Source organism: Massilia yuzhufengensis, assembly GCF_900112225.1.
GTDB lineage: Bacteria > Pseudomonadota > Gammaproteobacteria > Burkholderiales > Burkholderiaceae_D > Telluria > Telluria yuzhufengensis.
Genome location: NZ_FOLD01000049.1, coordinates 1 through 19,523, shown reverse-complemented (window position 1 = coordinate 19,523; position 19,523 = coordinate 1). Strand labels below are relative to the sequence as shown.

General features: G+C 66.6%; 20 protein-coding genes. 17 read left to right on the top strand and 3 right to left on the bottom strand.

The window, feature by feature from the left end:
* From BM031_RS24210 to BM031_RS24180, 6 genes are all read left to right on the top strand, one after another.
* Positions 1–656 (top strand): IS1595 family transposase (locus BM031_RS24210; protein ID WP_091877416.1); only part of this gene is annotated, 656 nt, incomplete at its 5' end.
* Positions 657–899: 243 nt separating this feature from the next.
* A complete protein-coding gene (locus tag BM031_RS25365) occupies positions 900–1,721 on the top strand; it encodes a PEP-CTERM sorting domain-containing protein (protein WP_143084703.1) in 822 nt (273 codons plus the stop codon).
* A 128-nt stretch (positions 1,722–1,849) separates the two neighbouring features.
* Positions 1,850–3,052: an acyl-CoA dehydrogenase family protein gene (locus BM031_RS24195; protein WP_091877406.1), complete on the top strand. Its 1,203-nt coding sequence runs from the start codon at positions 1,850–1,852 to the stop codon at positions 3,050–3,052.
* 10 nt (positions 3,053–3,062) lie between these two features.
* The gene (locus BM031_RS24190) at positions 3,063–4,202 is read left to right on the top strand and encodes an acyl-CoA dehydrogenase family protein (RefSeq protein WP_091877404.1); all 1,140 of its coding nucleotides are present in this window, start codon (positions 3,063–3,065) and stop codon (positions 4,200–4,202) included.
* Between the two features lie 10 nt (positions 4,203–4,212).
* A complete protein-coding gene (locus tag BM031_RS24185; protein ID WP_091877402.1) occupies positions 4,213–4,680 on the top strand; it encodes a MaoC family dehydratase in 468 nt (155 codons plus the stop codon).
* A complete protein-coding gene (locus BM031_RS24180) occupies positions 4,673–5,140 on the top strand; it encodes a MaoC family dehydratase (RefSeq protein WP_091877400.1) in 468 nt (155 codons plus the stop codon). The genes BM031_RS24185 and BM031_RS24180 overlap by 8 nt, the downstream gene beginning before the upstream one ends.
* Positions 5,141–5,354: 214 nt before the next feature.
* Here BM031_RS24180 and BM031_RS24175 read toward each other — a convergent pair whose 3' ends face one another.
* The 3 genes from BM031_RS24175 to BM031_RS24165 form a co-directional block, all read right to left on the bottom strand.
* Positions 5,355–6,587 (bottom strand): acyl-CoA dehydrogenase family protein, encoded by a 1,233-nt coding sequence (locus BM031_RS24175; RefSeq protein WP_091877398.1) that lies wholly within the window; start codon positions 6,585–6,587, stop codon positions 5,355–5,357.
* A 33-nt stretch (positions 6,588–6,620) separates the two neighbouring features.
* A complete protein-coding gene (locus tag BM031_RS24170) occupies positions 6,621–7,688 on the bottom strand; it encodes a phosphotransferase (RefSeq protein ID WP_091877396.1) in 1,068 nt (355 codons plus the stop codon).
* 85 nt (positions 7,689–7,773) lie between these two features.
* Positions 7,774–8,439, bottom strand: a complete 666-nt coding sequence (locus tag BM031_RS24165; protein WP_091877414.1) for a histidine phosphatase family protein — start codon at positions 8,437–8,439, stop codon at positions 7,774–7,776.
* 216 nt (positions 8,440–8,655) lie between these two features.
* Between BM031_RS24165 and BM031_RS24160 the strand changes: the two genes are divergently transcribed.
* The 11 genes from BM031_RS24160 (at position 8,656) to BM031_RS24110 (ending at position 19,434) form a co-directional block, all read left to right on the top strand.
* Positions 8,656–10,359 (top strand): GspE/PulE family protein, encoded by a 1,704-nt coding sequence (locus tag BM031_RS24160; protein WP_091877394.1) that lies wholly within the window; start codon positions 8,656–8,658, stop codon positions 10,357–10,359.
* Positions 10,359–11,594 carry a type II secretion system F family protein gene (locus BM031_RS24155; protein ID WP_091877392.1) on the top strand — a complete coding sequence of 412 codons (1,236 nt, stop codon included), beginning with the start codon at positions 10,359–10,361 and terminating at the stop codon, positions 11,592–11,594. The genes BM031_RS24160 and BM031_RS24155 overlap by 1 nt, the downstream gene beginning before the upstream one ends.
* Before the next feature lie 29 nt (positions 11,595–11,623).
* Positions 11,624–12,112 carry a hypothetical protein gene (locus tag BM031_RS24150; RefSeq protein ID WP_091877390.1) on the top strand — a complete coding sequence of 163 codons (489 nt, stop codon included), beginning with the start codon at positions 11,624–11,626 and terminating at the stop codon, positions 12,110–12,112.
* Positions 12,113–12,177: 65 nt separating this feature from the next.
* Entirely contained in the window at positions 12,178–12,648 is a 471-nt protein-coding gene (locus BM031_RS26325; protein ID WP_091877388.1) for a prepilin-type N-terminal cleavage/methylation domain-containing protein, read from the top strand.
* Positions 12,649–13,050: 402 nt separating this feature from the next.
* The gene (locus BM031_RS24140) at positions 13,051–13,947 is read left to right on the top strand and encodes an agglutinin biogenesis protein MshI (RefSeq protein WP_370660065.1); all 897 of its coding nucleotides are present in this window, start codon (positions 13,051–13,053) and stop codon (positions 13,945–13,947) included.
* Entirely contained in the window at positions 13,944–14,597 is a 654-nt protein-coding gene (locus tag BM031_RS24135; RefSeq protein ID WP_091877384.1) for a PilN domain-containing protein, read from the top strand. Before BM031_RS24140 ends, BM031_RS24135 begins: the two co-directional genes overlap by 4 nt.
* The gene (locus BM031_RS24130) at positions 14,594–15,313 is read left to right on the top strand and encodes a type II secretion system protein M (protein WP_091877382.1); all 720 of its coding nucleotides are present in this window, start codon (positions 14,594–14,596) and stop codon (positions 15,311–15,313) included. Before BM031_RS24135 ends, BM031_RS24130 begins: the two co-directional genes overlap by 4 nt.
* Entirely contained in the window at positions 15,310–15,663 is a 354-nt protein-coding gene (locus BM031_RS24125) for a hypothetical protein (protein ID WP_229409181.1), read from the top strand. The genes BM031_RS24130 and BM031_RS24125 overlap by 4 nt, the downstream gene beginning before the upstream one ends.
* Before the next feature lie 8 nt (positions 15,664–15,671).
* Positions 15,672–17,459, top strand: a complete 1,788-nt coding sequence (gene mshL, locus BM031_RS24120) for a pilus (MSHA type) biogenesis protein MshL (protein ID WP_091877380.1) — start codon at positions 15,672–15,674, stop codon at positions 17,457–17,459.
* The gene (locus tag BM031_RS24115) at positions 17,459–18,349 is read left to right on the top strand and encodes an ExeA family protein (RefSeq protein WP_091877378.1); all 891 of its coding nucleotides are present in this window, start codon (positions 17,459–17,461) and stop codon (positions 18,347–18,349) included. The genes mshL and BM031_RS24115 overlap by 1 nt, the downstream gene beginning before the upstream one ends.
* Positions 18,346–19,434, top strand: coding sequence for a tetratricopeptide repeat protein (locus tag BM031_RS24110; protein WP_091877376.1), 1,089 nt, complete (start codon positions 18,346–18,348; stop codon positions 19,432–19,434). The genes BM031_RS24115 and BM031_RS24110 overlap by 4 nt, the downstream gene beginning before the upstream one ends.
* Positions 19,435–19,523: the final 89 nt, after the last annotated feature.

The following is a 19,523-nucleotide window of genomic DNA, read 5'->3' as shown; positions in this document are numbered from 1 at the left end:
CGCTTCCCGTACGCAGCGCGGCAGATCGAGTGAAGGTGCATCGCAATACCGCCTTCCGCTGGCGCCACCGCTTCCTCACCAGGGTCCGGGACGATCGTCCGGAGCGGCTGCATGGCATCGCCGAAGCCGACGAAATGTTCCTGCTCGAATCGCAAAAGGGATCGCGCCGCCTCGAGCGTCCGCCGCGCAAGCGGGGCGGCACGGCGCAGTGGCGCGGGATGTCGCGTGAACACGACTGCATCCTGGTGGCGCGCGACCGCAGCGGCCAGACCTGCGATGCCGTTACCGGACGCGGCGCCGTGAGCGCACGCCAGCTCGAACGGCACCTCTTACCGATGCTCGATCCCCAAGTGCTGCTGGTAACCGACGCCAACGCGGCCTACCGGGCCTTCAGCCGGCGCCACGGCGTCGCCCACCAGTACGTCAACCTGCGCGCCGGCGAGCGGGTGCGTCGCAGCAGCGAAGGCGCCATCCATGTCCAGAACGTGAATGCCTACCACCGCCACCTGCGCGACTGGCTGGCGCGCTTCCACGGCGTCGCGTCGCGCTACCTGCCGAATTACCTGGGCTGGCGCAGGGCGCTCGATGGCGGGCGGGTCAAGTCCGCCGAGGGATTGCTGCGCCTGGTAATCAAACCCATCCATAGCAAAGAGTGACAGCGCCTTTTTTTGTGGTTGGCGAGGCGCAAAAATGGCATTGAAAGCAATCACTTCGGCGCCGTTATGTTAGTTGGCTAACAGTCGAGGTAGGATCATTCCTACCTAAATACGAGCCATTATCCATATTTCATACCCCGCGCACGGTTGAGTTGCACGAGAAATTGCTTTTTTTAGACTTGTGATAGCATAACTCTACGGTTGCAAAAACAACAATTGAATGTCACCCAAGGAGTTAATACCATGTCACTTCGCCGCCTCGTTATCGCCGCGCTTCTCGCCAGCGCTGGTGCTGTCCACGCTGACACGATCACGTCGACCACGGCCCCGCCGACCTTTGTTTCCGGCTGGACTTCGAGCAATGGCACGGATGTGCTGAGCTCCGGTGTCCTCAAGGACAACGTGAGCCTGATCGGCGGCGTGAGCCACGGTGCTGACTCCAGCCTGACCGAAGTCATGTTCGGCAAGGTCGCTGCGACCGTCGGCAAGGTCGACGGCGAGACCAAGATCTTCTTCGAGCGCGGCATCGACGCGACCTACATGCTGGCTTCGGGCCACGGGATCATGGCTGCGATCACTGGCGTCGGCACCTCGGTGGTTGGGTCGGCAGATGGCGCGATCATCAAGGCCGGCGTGAGCAAGGGTCAGGGCCTGTCCGGCGGCGGCAGTGCCAGCGGCGGCGGCGGTGGCAGCGGTGGCAGCGGTGGCGGTTGGGGCGGCGACAGTGGCGGCGGCCAGGTTGGCGGCGGCGATGGCGGCGGCACCGGTGCTTCATCGGGCGGGTCGGGCGGCGGCAGCGGCTCGCAAGGCGGCGGCTCGAACGGCAGCACCGGCGGCGCCAATCCTCATTCTCCGAACATTGGCGCCGAGGTGACCAATCCGATCGGCTCCGCTCCAGGCCTGGACATCGGCAACGGTAACATTGGAAACGGCAATGGCGCCGGCATCGGCGGTGGCCAGCTGGACCAGGTCGCGGCCGCGGTTCCCGAGCCATCGAGCATCGCGCTGATGCTGGCCGGTGTGATGGGCGCGGGCGCACTGTCCCGCCGTCGCCGTACCCGCTAAGATCCGCGCAGGGCAGGGCGCCTGCCCTGCCTGCATAAAAGCATTTGCCTGCTTGGCTGCCCAGTCAATTCAGGTACAATCCTTGTGAACGGTCGTGCTTTTCCAGGCGACGATAACAAGGAGACGACATGGACCTGCACTACTCGGACGAGGACCTGGCCTTTCGCGACCAGGTCCGCGCCTTCCTCGATTCCCACCTGCCCAAAGACCTCCAAGCCAAGGTGCTCAAGCACCTGCGCCTGAGTAAGGACGACTTCGTCCGCTGGCACCGGATCCTGGCCGAACGCGGCTGGGTTGCACCGGGCTGGCCAGCCGAATTCGGCGGCCCGGGCTGGACCCCGCTGCAGCGCCACATCTTCGAGGAGGAATGCGCGCGCGCCGGTACCCCACGGATCATGCCGTTTGGTATAGACATGGTGGCGCCCGTCATCATGGCCTTCGGCAGCCAGCAGCAAAAAGACTACTTCCTGCCGCGTATCCTGTCCTGCGAGGACTGGTGGTGCCAGGGTTATTCCGAGCCGGGCGCCGGCTCCGACCTGGCCTCGCTCAAGACCACCGCCGTACGCGCCACGGACGCCGAGGGTGAGCACTACATCGTCAATGGCCAGAAGACCTGGACCACGCTGGCCCAGCACGCCGACATGATTTTCTGCCTGGTGCGTACCGATACCTCGGTGCGCAAGCAGGAGGGCATTTCCTTCCTGCTGGTCGACATGCATGCGCCGGGCGTCACTGTGCGGCCGATCATCATGCTCGACGAGGACCATGAAGTGAACGAGGTGTTCTTCGACAACGTCAGGGTGCCGCTGGCCAACCTGGTCGGCGAGGAAAACCGCGGCTGGACCTATGCCAAGTACCTGCTCGGCCACGAGCGCACCGGTATCGCGGCAGTGGGCCGCAGCAAGCGCGAACTGGCTTTCCTCAAGCGCCTGGCGCGGCGCGAGCAGAAGAACGGCCGTCCACTGCTGGAAGACCCGCTGTTCGCGGCCAAGGTCGCCGAGCTCGAGATCGAACTGATGGCGCTGGAGATGACGGTGCTGCGGGTGCTGGCCAAGGCCGGCAAGGCGCCCGGACCGGAAGCCTCGGTGCTCAAGGTGCGCGGCACCGACATCCAGCAGGCGCTGACAGAACTGATGCTCGAAGCGGCCGGTCCAATGGCACTGCCTTTCGATGCGGCCTACCTGGAAGGGGAGCACGCGCACAGCAGCGGCGGCGACGACGATGCGGCGCCGCTGGCGTCCTACTACTTCAACTACCGCAAGACCTCCATCTATGGGGGCTCGAATGAAATCCAGCGCGGCATCATCACCCAGATGATCCTGGGCCTGTGAGGAGGAAGCCATGAATTTCAATTTCAAGGAAGAGCAGCTGCAGTTCGCCGACGCCCTCAAGCGCTGGATCGGCCGCGACTACAGCTTCGAGCAGCGCCGCGCGATCGTCGCCTCCGAAGCGGGCACCTCGCGCCAGGCATGGGCCACGCTGGCCGAACTGGGCATGACCGCGCTGCCGGTGCCGGAGGCCCAGGGCGGCTTCGACGGTACGGCGGTCGACCTGTTCGTCGTGATGCAGGAACTGGGCCGTGGCCTGGTGGTCGAGCCGTATTTCGCCACCGTGCTGGGCGTCCATTTCCTGAAGCTGGGAGGCGCGCATGCCACCCTGCTGGAGCGGGTGGCCGCGGGCGAACTGACGCTGGCCTGCGCGCTGGGCGAACGCCAGTCGCGCCACGACCTGCGCGACATCGCCACCCGGGCCGAGCGCAGCGGCGACGGCTGGCGCCTGTCGGGCGCCAAGAGCGCGGTGGTGCACGGTGCAGAGGCCGGCGTGCTGCTGGTCTCAAGCCGCCTGGAGGGCGGCCAGCGCGACGAGGCGGGCATCACCCTGTTCGCGGTGCCGTCCGACGCGCCGGGCGTGCAGGTCACCGGCTACCGCACGCTCGACGGCCAGCGCGCGGCCAATATCGTCTTCGACGGCGTGGAATTGCCTGCCAGCGCGCTGGTGGGCGCGGCCGGCGCCGGCTGGGATATCCTGGACGCCGCGGCCGACCATGGCGCCGGACTGCTGTGCGCCGAAGCCCTGGGCGCGATGGAAGCCCTGTTCGACGCCACGCTCGACTACCTCAAGACGCGCCAGCAGTTCGGCGTCCCGATCGGCAAGTTCCAGGCCCTGCAGCACCGCATGGCCGACATGTATATCCATGTGGAGCAGGCGCGTTCGATGGCGCTGCTGGCGGCGGTGAAGCTCGATGGCGCCGACGTGGCCGAGCGCCGCCGGGTGGTGTCGGCGGCCAAGTACCGGGTCGGCCAGGCGGCGCGCTTCATCGGCCAGCAAGCGGTGCAGCTGCACGGCGGCATGGGCGTGACCGACGAGCTGGCGGCCGCGCATTACTTCAAGCGCCTGTCGATGATCGAACTCACGCTGGGCGACCGCGACCACCACCTGGCGCGCTTCGCGGCCCAGCCGGGTTTCCAGCAGGCCGCCTGAAGGGAGACCCATGCGCGCCAAGTGGTACTTCGAGGACTTTTATCCCGGCCAGGAAATCGACCTGGGCGAGCGCAGCGTGAGCGAGGAAGACATCATCGCCTTCGCCCGCGCGTTCGACCCGCAGCCCTTCCACATCGACCGCGCGGCGGCCGCCGAATCGCACTTTGGCGGCGTGATCGCCAGCGGCTGGCATACCTGCAGCATGATGATGCGGATGGTCGTCGATGGCATCATGTCGGAGGCGTCGAGCATGGGCTCGCCCGGCCTGGACGGCGTGCGCTGGCTGCGCCCGCTGCGCGGCGGCGACACGCTCAAGCTGCGCTACCTCACGACCAGGGTCAAGGCATCCGGCTCGAAACCGGACCGCGGCGTGGTCTGGTCGAGGTGGATCGCCACCAACCAGCATGGCGAGGAAATCTGCACCATCGACGGCATGGGCATGTTCGGGCGCCGCCCGGTAGGAGAACAGGATGACTAGGACGATTTCATTCGCCGGCCTGGCGGCGGTGGTGGGAACCGAGGTGGCGGTGTCCGGCTGGTTCGAGGTCGGCCAGGACCGCATCGACGCGTTCGCCGAAGCCACCGACGACCGCCAGTGGATCCACGTGGACCCGGAACGCTGCGCCCGCGAGTCGCCGTTCGGCGCCCCGGTCGCGCACGGCTTCCTGACGCTGTCGCTGCTGCCGGCCATGCTGGAGAGCGCGCTGACGATCGAGGGCATGCGCATGGGCGTCAATTACGGCCTGAACAAGGTCCGCTTCCCGGCGCCGCTGCCGGCCGGCAGCCGGGTGCGAGCCCGCTGGACGCTGGCTGCGGCCGATCCGATCGAGGGCGGGCTGCAGCTCACGTGGGATGTCAAGATCGAGCCGGCAAGCCCGTCCGGGGCAAGTGTGCGTCCGGTGTGCGCGGCGGAGTTCCTGATTCGCGCGTACGGCTGACGATTCCTTCGTTGTCCTCCAGACCGTCGTACCGGCGCAGGCCGAAATCATGCCATTGGCATCATTTCGCCCAAGTTCGTCGCACTTCGCTAGCAGGTGCACGCAAGCGTTGGCGCTACGCGCAAGAATTAGGTACCGGCCTTCGCCGGTACGACGGGATGGCAGTGTCCAAACTGTCGGTGATGCGCGAGCGCTCACGCAGTCAAGTCAGAAATCACCCCTGCCCATCCTTATACTTCGCCAACTCCAGCTTCGCCACCGCATTCCGGTGCACCTCGTCCGGCCCATCGGCCAGCCGCAGCGTCCGGTTTCCCGCCCACTGGTAAGCCAGCGGAAACTCGTCCGACACACCCGCCGCCCCGTGCGCCTGGATTGCCCAGTCCAGCACGTCCTGCGCCACGTTCGGCGCCAGCACCTTGATCATGGCGATTTCCGCGGCCGCGCGCTTGTTGCCGACCGTGTCCATCATGTATGCGGCTTTCAGGGTGAGCAGGCGCGCGGTGTCGATGCGGATGCGGGCTTCGGCGATGCGTTCGCGCCAGACGCCCTGTTCCGAGATCTTGCGCCCGAAGGCCACGCGCGCTTCCAGCCGCTTGCACATCAGTGCCAAAGCCCGCTCGGCCACGCCAATGGCGCGCATGCAGTGGTGGATGCGGCCCGGCCCCAGCCGGCCCTGGGCGATCTCGAAGCCGCGGCCTTCGCCCAGCAGCATGTTCGACGCGGGCACCCGCACGTTCTCGAACAGGATCTCGCAGTGCCCATGCGGCGCGTCGTCGTAGCCGAAGACCGGCAGCGGACGCACGACGGTGACGCCCGGCGTGTCGGCGGGCACCACGATCATCGACTGCTGCACGTGGCGCGCCGCGCCCGGGTCGGTCTTGCCCATCACGATATAGACCTGGCAGCGCGGGTCGCCCGCGCCCGAGATCCACCACTTGTGGCCGTTGATCACGTAGTCATCGCCATCGCGCTCGATGCGGGTGGCGATGTTGGTCGCGTCCGACGAGGCGACGTCGGGCTCGGTCATGGCGAAGGCCGAGCGCAGCTCGCCGCGCAGCAGCGGCTCCAGCCACCGGTTCTTGATGTCGTCGGACGCGTAGCGCTCCAGCGTTTCCATGTTGCCGGTGTCCGGCGCCGAGCAGTTGAAGACCTCCGGCGCCCAGGGCACGCGGCCCATGATCTCGCACAGCGGCGCGTAGTCGAGGTTGGACAGGCCTTCGGGGGCGCGGGTCGACCTGGGCAGGAACAGGTTCCACAGCCCGGCCTCGCGCGCGAGCGGCTTGAGGCCTTCGATCAGTTCCAGGGGCAGCCAGCGCGTGCCCTTGTCGCGGGCGTTGGCCGCGATTTCATCGGCAAAGGCGCGTTCGTTGGGATAGATGTGCTCGTCCATGAAGGCGAGCAGGCGGGCTTGCAATTCGGTGCAGCGCGGCGAATAGGCGAAATCCATGGCGGTCTCCTATATATATATGACGTGGTTGGCTCAGCCGCGGCTGCGCGAAGCGAATTGCCAGGCCATCTCCGCCATCGGGCGGGCGGCCTTGCCGTTCTCGAGGGCCTGGGCGCTGGCCGCCGTGCCGTCCACGTAGCGCTTCATGATGCCCTGCATGATGCCGGCCAGCCGGAACATGTTGTAGGCCAGGTAGAAGTCGAAGTCTTCGGCGCGGATGGTCTTGCCGGTGCGCGCGCAGTAGTGCGCCACGTACTCGTCCAGCGACGGGATGCCCAGCCCGGCCAGGTCCAGCCCCCCGATGCCGCGGAATTTCCCCGGAGGGATGTGCCAGCTCATGCAGTGGTAGGAGAAATCGGCCAGCGGATGGCCCAGCGTGGACAATTCCCAATCCAGCACCGCCAGGATGCGCGGCTCGGTCGGGTGGAATACCATGTTGTCGAGCCGGTAGTCGCCATGCACGATGCCGGTGTCGTCGCCCGGCGGGATATGCCGGGGCAGCCACTCGATCAGGCGGTCCATCGCCTCGATCTGCTCGGTGCTCGAGGCCTGGTACTGCTTGGTCCAGCGTTCGATCTGGCGGGCAAAGTAGTTGCCCGGCTTGCCGTAGTCCTGCAGGCCGATGGCGGCGTAGTCGGTCGTGTGCAGCAGCGAGATAACGCGGTTCTGCTCGTCATAGATGGCGGCGCGCTCGGCCGGGCTCATGCCGGGCAGGGACTGGTCCCACAGCACGCGGCCCTCGATGAACTCCATCACGAAGAAGGCGCGGCCAATGACCGACTCGTCGGTGCACAGGGCGAACTGGCGCGGCACCGGAAAGCCGGCGCCGTGCAGCGCCTGCATCACGCGGAACTCGCGCTCGATCGCGTGCGCCGAGGGCAGCAGCTTGGCGGCCGGTCCCGGCTTGGTGCGCAGCACGTAGCGCGCGTCGCCGGCCGTGAGCTTGAAGGTGGGGTTGGACTGGCCGCCCTTGAACTGCTCGACCGCAGGCGCGCCGCCCGGATAGCCATCGACATGCGCCGCCAGCCAGGCGCCGAGGGCGTCGGCGTCGAAGCGCTGGCGTTCCGACACCGGCTTGGTGCCCATCATTTCCTCGAACATCGCGTCTCCATTATTGGTGGTTGTGCTGCATTCTAGCCTGCGCGGCAAGAAATGTGTGCGGACGTGCTATTTCTGTGGAAATGCATCAGCGGGCTTTGCGGTATTGCTCGAACAGTTGCTCCATCGTGGTGGTCCGGGCCTCCGGCTGCAAGGGGCCGGGCGGCACGAAGTTGACGAAGCGGACCACCCAGTCGGCCGCCCCGCTGCCCACGTCGAGCGCGTTGATGCAGCCGGCCGCCTGCGCCAGGCCGCCGAGGAACAGGCGCTGCCCGGTCAGGGCCAGCGACAGGATCGCGCAATTGACGCCGCCGTGCAGGACCAGCAGCACGGTGTCCCAGCCAGGCTGGGCACGCAGGCGCGCGATCGCCGGATGCGCCCGGTCCATCATCTCGCCCACCGATTCGCCGGCCAGGAAGCGCTGGTCTTCGCTCACCACGCCCTCGAACACGCCGGTAAAGGCGCGCCGCAGCTCGCCGGTGGGGATGCTCGACAGGCGCCCGCCGCGGATTTCATGCAGTTCCGGCCACACTTCCGGCGCGATGGCCTGGCCGCTTTCCAGCAGCACGCGCTCGGCCGTCTCCACGGTGCGTGGCAGGCCGGAGACGATCACGCGGTCGAAGCGCACGCCGGCCTCGCGAAAGGCCCGGCCGGCGGCATCGGCCTGGGCCCGGCCGGCCTCGTTCAGGGCCACGTTCTCGGGGAGGAAGGGTTTGCCGCTGTCGTCGAAGTAGGTGACGCTGCCGTGGCGCATCAGGTAGATGCGGCGGCGCTGGGACGGCGCGCTGGAATGGGTCAATCGGTTCTCCATGTCGCTGGGGCAGGCCGGGAAGCCCGCCGGGTTGTCCATCTTACACCCCGATGCCATGTCGACGAGGCGAAACGGCGACAGTCAGTTAATTCCAACGATCAATTTCCCAAGGTTCTGGCATAAAATGTTCGTTGCAGCATATAACTAAAAAGGATGTCCATGGCAAGGCCAGAAAAAATTCGCCTCGGCGAGGTGCTGATCCAGCAAAAGCTGCTGTCCGAAGAGCAGCTGATGCAGGCGCTGGCGGACCAGAAGCGCACCGGGCGCAAGCTGGGCCGCGTGTTCGTCGAGAGCGGTTTCGTGACCGAAGAACAGATCTCGGGCGCGCTGGCGCGCCAGCTGAACATCCCCTACATCAACCTCAAGTTCTACAACATCAACGCCGAGCTGGTGCGCCTGCTGCCGGAAACGGCGGCGCGGCGTTTTCGCGCGCTGGTGCTGGAAGACCGCCGCGAGACCCTGCTGGTGGGCGTGTCCGACCCGACCGACCTGTTCGCCTACGACGAGATCGCGCGCCTGCTGAAAAAAGGGGTGGAGCTGGCCGTGGTCAACGAGACCGAGGTGCTGGGCGCGATCGACCGCATCTACCGCCGCACCGACCAGATCACCGACTTCGCGCGCGAGGTCGAGCAGGACCTGGGCGACACCTCGATCGACTTCGGCGCGCTGGCCGCCAACCCGGGGCTGGAAGAAGCGCCGATCGTCAAGCTGCTGCAGTCGGTGTTCGACGACGCCTCGCAGGTGCGCGCCTCGGACATCCACATCGAGCCGCAGGAAGGCCGCCTGCAGATCCGCTTCCGCATCGACGGCGTGCTGCACCTGCAGACCGAAGCCGACATCAAGGTCGCCACCCCGCTGGCGCTGCGCCTGAAGCTGATGGCCGACCTGGACATCTCGGAGAAGCGCCTGCCGCAGGATGGCCGCTTCGCCGTGAAAGTGCGCAACCAGCGCATCGACGTGCGTATCTCGACCATGCCGACCCAGTACGGCGAGTCGGTGGTGATGCGACTGCTGAACCAGAGCGGCACCACGCTGCGCCTCGACGCGATCGGCATGCCGCCGCGGATCGTCGAGCGTTTCCGGGCGCTGGTGCAGCGTCCCAACGGCCTGGTGCTGGTCACCGGCCCCACCGGCAGCGGCAAGACCACCACCTTATATAGTGCGCTGTCCGAACTGAACTCGGTCGAGAAGAAACTCATCACCGTCGAAGACCCGGTCGAATATCGCCTGAAGGGCATCAACCAGGTGCAGGTGAACGACAAGATCGATCTGTCGTTTGCGCGCGTGCTGCGCTCCGCGCTGCGCCAGGATCCGGACATCGTGCTGGTGGGCGAGATGCGCGACCAGGAAACCGCCCAGATCGGCCTGCGCGCCGCCATGACCGGTCACCTGGTGCTGTCGACCCTGCACACCAACGATGCGGCATCGACCCCGCTGCGCCTGATGGACATGGGCGTGCCGCGCTACATGGTGGGCGGTTCGCTCCAGGCCGTGCTGGCCCAGCGCCTGGTGCGCGTGATCTGCGAAAGCTGCACCACGCCTTACCCGGCCACTGCGCCCGAGGTGAACTGGCTGCGCGCGGAACTGGGCGAGCGCGCCGCCACCACCCAGTTCTTCCACGGCAAGGGCTGCTCGCACTGCAACGGCACCGGCTTCCGCGGCCGTACCGGCGTGTATGAGCTGCTGGAAATGACGCGCGCCGTCACCGACGCGGCAAACCACCCGGACCCGGGCCACTTCCTCAAAGTGGCGCACGCCGAGATGGAAGGCGAGACCCTGCGCCGCCACGGCGTGAGCCTGGCTGTCCAGGGCCGCACGACCATCGCCGAAGCCATGCGCATCAGTAACCAGCTCGACGACTGATGCCGTATTTCGCATACAAGGCGCGCAACGCCAAAGGCGAACTGCTGCAGGGCGTACTGGAAGGCGTCGACAGCGGCGCGATCGCCGACCAGCTGTTCGGCAGCGGCGCCACGCCGATCGAGATCAACCCGAGCCGCAAGGGCCCGGCCGCGACCGGCGGCGAGACCCTGTGGGCGCGCCTGAACGCGAAGAAGGTCACGTCGATGGACGTGCAGCTGTTCAGCCGCCAGATCTATACGCTGCTCAAGAGCGGCGTGCCGATCATGCGCGGCCTGGCCGGCCTGCAGGAATCGGCCATCAACAAGTCGTTCGGCAAGGTGATCAAGGACTTGCGCGAGTCGCTCGACGCCGGCCGCGAGCTATCCAGCTCGATGGCCCGCCATCCAAAGGTGTTCAACCCCTTCTACCTGTCGATGGTGCGGGTGGGAGAGATGACGGGCCGGCTGGAAGACGTTTTCCTGCGCCTGTTCGACCACCTTGAGTTCGACCGCGACATGCGCGAGCGCGTCAAGACGGCGCTGCGCTACCCGAGTTTCGTGGTCATCGCGATGATCATCGCCATGGTCATCGTCAACATGTTCGTCATCCCCAGCTTCGCCAGCGTGTTCAAGCAGTTCGGCGCCGAGCTGCCCCTGATGACGCGCATCCTGCTCGGCACCTCGGAGTTCACGGTCCGGTACTGGCCGCTCATGGCGGGCATGGGCGCCAGCATCGTCGCCGGCTTTCTCAAGTGGACGCGCTCGACCAGGGGCCGGCTGACCTGGGATCGCTACAAGCTGCGCCTTCCGATCGCCGGCAAGATCATCCACAAGGCGACCATGGCGCGCTTCGCCCGCAGCTTCGCGCTGTCGATGCGCAGCGGGGTGCCGATCGTGCAGGCGCTGACGGTGGTGTCGCAGACCGCCGACAACGCCTACCTGAGCCTGCGCATCGAGCAGATGCGCGACGGCGTCGAGCGCGGCGAGAGCATCCTGCGCACCTCGACCGCGGCCAACGTGTTCACGCCGATCGTGCTGCAAATGATCGCGGTGGGCGAGGAATCCGGCTCGCTCGACGACCTGATGGACGAGATCGCACAAATGTACGAACGCGAAGTGGATTACGAGCTCAAGACACTGTCGAGCCAGATCGAGCCGATCCTGATCACTTTCCTGGGTGTGATGGTGCTGATCCTGGCCCTTGGCATCTTCCTGCCGATCTGGGACCTGGGCAAGGCGGCCCTGCATCCGCAATGAGGATGAGGGCACGCGCGGCGATACGGCCAATGCGGGGTTTCACCCGCTTCGAGTTCGCCGTCTGCGGCCTGCTGTTCGCGCTGCTCGTCGGCGGGCTGTTGTCAAAGCTGCAGGAATACCGGGCGCAGATGGAGCGGGCCGCCGCCTTGCAGCTGGTTGCTGCGGCGCGCACGGCGATGGCGGTGCGCGTGGCGCGCCTGGCCGTCGATGGCCGTGGGCCGGCAGCGCTGGAAGCGCTGGCGCAGGAAAATCCGGTGACCTGGCTGGCGCGCGTGCCCGACAATTACCAGGGCGAGTTCAGCCGGCCGGATGCGGGCGTCATCAAGCCCGGCCACTGGTATTTCGACCGGTCTGATCGCTCCATCAATTTTTTGCAATCTAGCGACACTTTTTCTTTTGGGATATCAAAATTGCTGAAGTTCAAGGTAGAATTGTTGCAAGCGCCTGCTCCGGCCGACAGCGATGGACGGAACGAGGCCAGTTACGGACTGGTGCTGGATCAGCTGCAGATCAGGTGATGTCCAAATAACGACTAATAAAGCAACGCGGGTTGACCGCACCATTCTTCAACGGAGAGAGCTTCATGAACAAAAATTTCAAGGCCGGTAGCCAAGGCGGTTTTACCCTGATCGAACTGATCGTCGTGATCGTCATCCTTGGCATCCTCGCCGCTACCGCGCTGCCGAAGTTCGCCGACCTGGGCGCTGACGCCCGCAGCGCCAGCCTGAAGGCTGCCATGGGTTCGGTGAAGTCGACCGTGGCGATGGTGCACGCCAAGGCGATCGTCAACAACGCCGACACGACTGTCGCAATGGAAGGTACGAACGTGCCTGTGAAATTCCGCTACCCGACCGGCGTCGTTGCCCTGGGTACCGCCGCTGGCCTGAACAATACCGATTACACCGTGACCGCCGCTGGTGGCGTCCTGACGGTGGCTGTCAAGGGCGCCGTCACTCCGTCGAGCTGCGCGTTCACCTACACCGCACCGACCGCCGCCACCGGCGCCGGATCGCTGCCAGTGATCGCCAACGTCGCTTCGCTGAACTGCCAGTAATATCCCTGGTCCGGCTTGTGCTGGACTGATCCACCCTGGACTGTACGTGTGCCGATCGATGATTGGTTCGCGTCCACCAGGGTGGTGTCACGTTTACGGCGCCGGTTTACTGCATTGCGCCAAGCTGGAAGCTCGGTCGATCGCGATCTGCCTTACTCCGGATTTCCCCCTTTTTCGCCCTCTGCGATGCGCTGCCCGGTGCCCGTGCGATCAACCGACAACGAAATCTTGTTTGAATGCCGATAAACGTCCCGGTTTTCCTTGGTTTTTCGGCATTTAATTCGTCGGTAGCCGGTCGTCTTGAATATAATCAAGTCTTTACTGGATCCAATATTTTTTCGCCGACAGGACAATTGCCGCTTGATGCGTTTTTTTAGAAAAGCCAAAAAGAAGGATGGATGGTTGGCTGTCGCCGTACAACGCGACGGCGTGGCTGCCACCAGCATCAAGCGCGGCGACGGCAAACCCTTCGTCCGCTTTGCGCGCTTCCTGCCAGGCGAGCCTGATTCGGGCGTGCTGGAGAAAGCTGGCCGGGAAGGGCAGGCCGGCAACTACCGCTGCACCACCTTGCTCGGCGGTGGCGAATACCAGGTCATCACGGTCGAAGCGCCCAATGTGCCGAAAGACGAAATGCGCACGGCGATCCAGTGGCGCCTGAAGGACATGCTTGATTTCCCGGTTGGCGACGCCACCGTGGACGTGCTGGAAATCCCGCTCGACGCGGCCGTCCAGGGGCGGGCCCAGCAATCGATGTTTGCGATTGCGGCCCGCAACAGCGTCATCGGGCCGCGCCAGAAACTGTTCTTCGATGCGAAGATCGACCTGGGCGTGGTCGACATCCCGGAAATGGCGCAGCGTAATATCTCGGCGATGCTGGAGCCCGAAGGCCGGGGCGTGGCCATGCTGTCCTTCGGTCCCGACGGCGGCCTGCTCACGGTGTCCTACCGTGGCGAGCTCTACCTGTCGCGCCGCTTCGACGTCACGCTCGACCAGCTGCTCGAGCCGGATCACGAGCGCAAGCATGCCGTGTTTGACCGCATCACGCTCGAACTGCAGCGCTCGCTCGACCACTTCGAGCGCCAGTTCTCGTTCGTCAGCGTCTCGAAACTGGTGCTGGCGCCGTCGGCGGTACTGGGCCTGGATGAATATCTGTCGAGCAATATGTACATGCCGGTCGAGACACTTGACCTGGCCAGCGTGCTTGATTTCTCCCGCACCCCCGAGTTGCTCGACAAGGCGATGCAGCAGCGCTTCTTCCTGCTGCTCGGCGCCGCCCTGCGCATGGAGGCAAAGGCATGAACCCGCCACTTCGCCAGCAGGTCAACCTGTTCAACCCGGCGCTGCTGCCGCAAAAGAAAGTTCTTACCGCGCGGATGATGGGCCTGTCGCTGCTGTTGCTGGTGGCCGGCATTGGCGCTCTCGGCGCGGCGCTGCGCGCGCAAACCGCCAGCATGCAGGAAGAAGCGGCCATTGGCGCCGGCCAGCTGTCGCGCAAGCAGGCGCGCCTGGCCTCGGTGAAAGCCGAATTCGCGCCGCGCGGAAAGAACGCCACGCTGGCTTCCGAGATCACGGAAGCCGACAACCAGCTGGCGGCACTGCGCCATGTGTCGGGCGTGCTCCAGCGCGGCGAACTGGGCGATACCAACGGCTACGCCGGCTACCTGAAGGCCTTTGCGCGCCAGGGCCTGACGGGCTTGTGGCTGACCAGCCTGAGTATCGCCGGCAAGGATATCGGCATCAAGGGCCGCACCACCGACCCGGCGCTGGTGCCGGGATACATCAGCCGCCTGACCCAGGAACCGCTGTTGCAGGGTAAATCCTTCGCCAGCCTGCAGATCGGCCAGGCGGCACCGCTGCAGTCGCTCGATGCCGATGGCAAGCCCGTGCGCAGCGAGGCGCCCTATGTGGAGTTCAGCCTGCAGGCCGTACCGGAGGCGCCGCGTCCATGAAGCATCGACTTGTCCAGCTTGCCGCGCGTGTCGACGCGCTGAGCCTGCGCGAACGCGCACTGGCCTTCGCCGCCGCCGTGGCGGTCCTGTCCTTCATCGGGTTCCAGCTGGTGCTCGCGCCGGTGTACGCGACGCAGGACGCGCTGACCGCGCAAATCCTCCAGCAGCGCAACGACATGATGGCGATCGACGCCGAGATCGCCGCCACGGTGGAGGCCTACCAGGTCGATCCGGACGCAGCGGCCCGCACCCGCCTCGAGGCCGTGCAGCGCGAAGCGGCTCAGATTGGCGACTCGCTGCTGGCAATGCAGCATGGCCTGGTGGCGCCGGAGCGCATGGCGCCGCTGGTGGACGCGATCCTGCGGGCCAATGGCCGCCTGCAGCTGGTGGCGATGCGCACGCTCCCGGTGGAGACGATTTCGGGCCGCACCGCCACCGCGACGCCCGAACCCGGCGCTGCCCAAGCCGTGCCGCCGGCTCCGCCGCCGGCGCCCGCCGCCGCCGGCGCGCCCGCCGACGTACTATACCGCCACGGGGTCGAAGTGACTGTCCGCGGCAACTATCTCGACATGGTCGATTACCTGAGCGCGCTCGAAGCGATGCCGACCCGCCTGTTCTGGGGCAAGGCACAACTCGATGTGGAGGAATATCCGGCCTCCCGCCTGACGCTCACGCTCTATACCCTGAGCCTGGACCGGAATTGGATGAAGCTGTGAAGACCCTGACCGCAATGACCCTGACCGCGCTGGTGCTGGCCCCCCATGCCGCTTCCGCCCAGTCCCTGGCAGACCCGACCCGCCCTCCGGCTTCCCTCGGCGCGCGCGCCGATGCGGCAGGCGGCGGCGACGGCCTGCCGCGCCTGCAGTCGGTGCTGATTGCGCCGCGCGCCGGCGGGCGCCACATCGCCGTGATCGACGGCGAGACCGTGCGCCTGGGCGACATTTTCAAGGGGGCGCGCGTGGCGCGCATGACCCAGACCGAGGTCGAGCTGGTGCGCGGGCGCGAACGCCAGGTGCTGCGCCTCGAACCAGAGCCGGCCCAAGCCGGCATCTCGCAGCTCAACTGAGGACAGCCATGCGGACATGCTTCTTGACTCCCGGTGCGGCCATGGTGGCAGCGGCGCTGCTGCTTGCCGGTTGCCAGACCGCGCAGAAGAACGACACGTATGATGCGATCGGGCGCGAGATGGCCAGGGCCAACGGCCAGGCCAGCGCCGCGCCGGCCGTGGACGATGCCGTCGCCAATGCGCTGCTGCCGCCCGCCGCCGCGCTGGCCAGCCAGCTGCCCAAGGCGCGTCCCGCACTGGAAGAACGCTTCAACGTTTCGTTCAACAACGTCCCGGCCCAGCAGTTCTTCCGCTCGATCGTGGCCGGCACCCGCTACAACATGCTGGTGCATCCGGACGTGGGGGGCAGCATCAGCGCCAACCTCAAGGACGTGACCCTGGCCGAGACGCTGGAAGCGGTCAAGGAGATGTACGGCTACGACTACCGCATCGACGGCACCCGCATCACGATCCGCCCGCTCACGATGCAGACCCGGATGTTCCATGTGAACTACCTGGCCGCCCAGCGCCGCGGCAGTTCGAACCTGCGCGTTACCTCGACCTCGGTGCAGAGCGCGGGCACCAGCACCAGCGGCGGCGACGGCGGCGGCGGCGGAAACATCCCCAATAACGGCAACAACGGCGGCCAGAACGGCGCCGGCGCCGTCCAGGTGGAAAGCTCCGACGTCAACACCACGTCGCTGAACGATTTCTGGGGCGACCTGAAGGCCTCGGTGGAAGCCATCGTCGGCTCGAAGGAGGGCGGCCGCAGCGTCGTCATCAGCCCGCAATCGGGCGTGCTGGTGATCCGCGCCATGCCCGACGAATTGCGCAACGTCGACATGTACCTGAAAGCCACCCAGCTGTCGGTGGACCGCCAGGTGATCCTGGAGGCCAAGATCCTCGAGGTCGAGCTCAACGACCGCTTCCAGAGCGGCGTCAACTGGGCTTCGTTCGCTTCGTTCCGCGGCTCGCACGCCAACCGCGTATCAGGCGGGATGATCTCGCCCGGCGCCAGCCTGGCCCCCTTGCCCTTCGACGGCGGCCAGCCGGCAGTGATCGCCAACGGCAATGGCCTGAGCGCCAGCACCGGCTTTTCGCTGTCGCAGGCGGCCAACGCTGCCGGCTCGCTGTTTGGTTTCGCCTTCCAGACCAATAATTTCGCCGCGCTGATTTCCTTCCTCGAATCGCAGGGCACGGTGCACGTTCTGTCCAGCCCACGGGTCGCGGCCATGAACAACCAGAAGGCCGTGCTCAAGATCGGCACCGACGAGTTCTACGTCACCGGGGTCACCACCACGACCAACAGTTCGGCCACCGGCAATACGACCAGCCCGAGCGTCACGCTGCAGCCCTTCTTCTCGGGGGTGGTGCTGGACGTGACGCCACAGATCGACGACAAGGGCAACATCCTGCTGCACGTGCACCCGTCGGTCAGCCAGGTCACCACCATCAACAAGGGCGTCAACCTGGGCAGCGCCGGCACCCTGAACCTGCCGCTGGCGGCGTCCTCTACCAGCGAACTGGACAGCATCGTGCGCGGCCAGAACGGCCGCGTGGTCGCCATCGGTGGCCTGATGCGCCAGTCCGCGACCGGCGACACCGACCAGCTGCCGGGAGCCGACAAGCTGCCGGTGCTGGGTGCGCTGTTCCGCAACAAGAACCGGGTCAACCAGAAGCGCGAGCTGGTGGTGCTGATCAAGCCGACCATCGTCGAAGGCGCCAACGACTGGAGCCAGGACCTGCTCGAAACGGGCCGCCGCATCGAGGGCATGAATCCGGCCCAGCAGGGCATCACCCGCTCGGGCGGCAAGTAATGTACGCGGCACACTTCGGCCTGCGCGAACTGCCGTTCGGGATCACCCCGGACACCAGCTTCTTCTTCGGCAGCCCGCGTTCGCAGGAGGCCCTGAACACGCTGCTGGTGGCGGCGCGCAGCGGCGAAGGCTTCATCAAGATCACCGGCGAAGTCGGCACCGGCAAGACGCTCCTGTGCCGCAAGTTCATGGCCACGCTGGGCGACGGCTTCGTCACCGCCTACATCCCCAATCCCTACCTCGAGCCGCGCACGCTGATGCTGGCGCTGGCCGACGAACTGGAGCTCGTGCTCGAACGCGACGTCGACCAGCACCAGCTGCTCAAGGCCATCAATGGCCGCCTGCTGGAACTGGCGCGCCACGGCCTGCAGGTGGTGCTGTGCCTGGACGAGGCGCAGGCGATTCCGGTGGAAAGCCTGGAGGCGCTGCGCCTGCTGACCAACCTCGAAACCGAAAAGCGCAAGCTCCTGCAGATCGTCCTGTTCGGCCAGCCGGAACTGAACCGCAAGCTCGAACTCGACCAGATCCGCCAGCTGGCCCAGCGCATCACCTTCCATTACCACCTCGGGCCGCTCAGCCGCGACGACCTGGATTATTATGTGGCGCACCGCCTGCGCGTGGCCGGCTTCACCGGTGCGCGGCTGTTCTCGAGCGCCGCGATCCGGCGCCTGTACAAGAGCAGCGGCGGGGTGCCGCGCCTGGTGAACATCCTGGCGCACAAGTCGCTGATGCTGGCCTACGGGCAGGGCAAGCAGCAGGTGGGCGGCGGCCATGTGACGACCGCGGCGATCGACACCGTGGGTGCGAAACGCCGCTATTGGCCCTGGCTGGCCGCCAGCGGCGTGCTGGCCGGCGCCGCGGCCGGAATTGCATGGGCATTCGTACGATGAGCCTCATTAACAAGATGCTGCAGGACCTCGATGCGCGCGGCGGCCAGCCCGGGCCGGCCGCGGTGTCGCCCGAAATCAAGACCGTGCTGCCGCCCGAGCGCGGCTTCCCGTGGCTGCGCGTGGCGCTGCTGGGGGCGCTGGTGGTGGTGCTGGGTGGGTCGGGCTACGCCGCGTGGCGGTTCAAGCAGACTGCGCCGGAGCCGGTTCCAACCCCGGCGCCGGCGCTCGTGGCGGCCCCGCTGGTGCAGGTTCCTGCGCCCGCGCCGGTAGCCCCGGCGCCCGAGCCCGAGCCCGAGCCCGTGCCGGTGGTGCCAGCGCCGGCGCCGGAACCCATAGCAGTCGTCGAGAAACCCGCTCCCGCGCCGAAGAAGGTCGACAAGCCGGTCAAGAAGGAAGCGCCCGCGCCCAGGCGCGCCGTGGTGAAGGCCGAGCCGGTGAAGGCGCCGGCAAAAGCCGCCGCGCCGGTCAGGACGCCGGCGCCGGCGAAGGCGTCGGCGTCGGCGGGGCGGGTGGAAACCCCGGTGCAGCGCGCCGAGAACGGCTACAACCGCGCGCTCGCCAGCCTTGAAGATGGCCGCATGACCGAAGCGATCGGCCACCTGCAGGGCGCGCTGCGCGCCGACCCGCGCCACGAGGCGTCGCGCCAGACCCTGGTAAGCCTGCTGATCGAAGCCAAGCGCCCCGACGAAGCGATGAAGCAGCTGCAGGCGGCGCTGGCGCTGGATCCGCGCCAGCCTTCGCTGGCCATGCTGCTGGCGCGCCTGCAGATCGAACGCGGCGGCCCCGGCATCGAGACCTTGCTGCGCACCTTGCCGCATGCCGCAGGCAATGGCGAATACCACGCCTTCCTGGCCGGCGCGCTGCAGCGCGAGCAGCGCCACCGCGAGGCGGCGGACCATTACACGGCCGCGCTCAGGACCTCGCCGCACAACGGGGTGTGGTGGATGGGGCTGGGGATGTCGCTGCAGGCGGAGAAGCGCAACGCGGAAGCCGCCGATGCGTACCAGAAGGCGCGCGCGAGCGGGACCTTGTCGGCTGAACTGCAGGGCTTTGTCGAGCGCAAGCTCAAGCAGCTGGCGAAGTAGACAGAATGTATTGACCTACCAACCTCAACAAGCGCGGGTTACGCTGAGGGTTGGTGAACCTTTCGGCGCAGAGCCGCAATTGAGGAGGT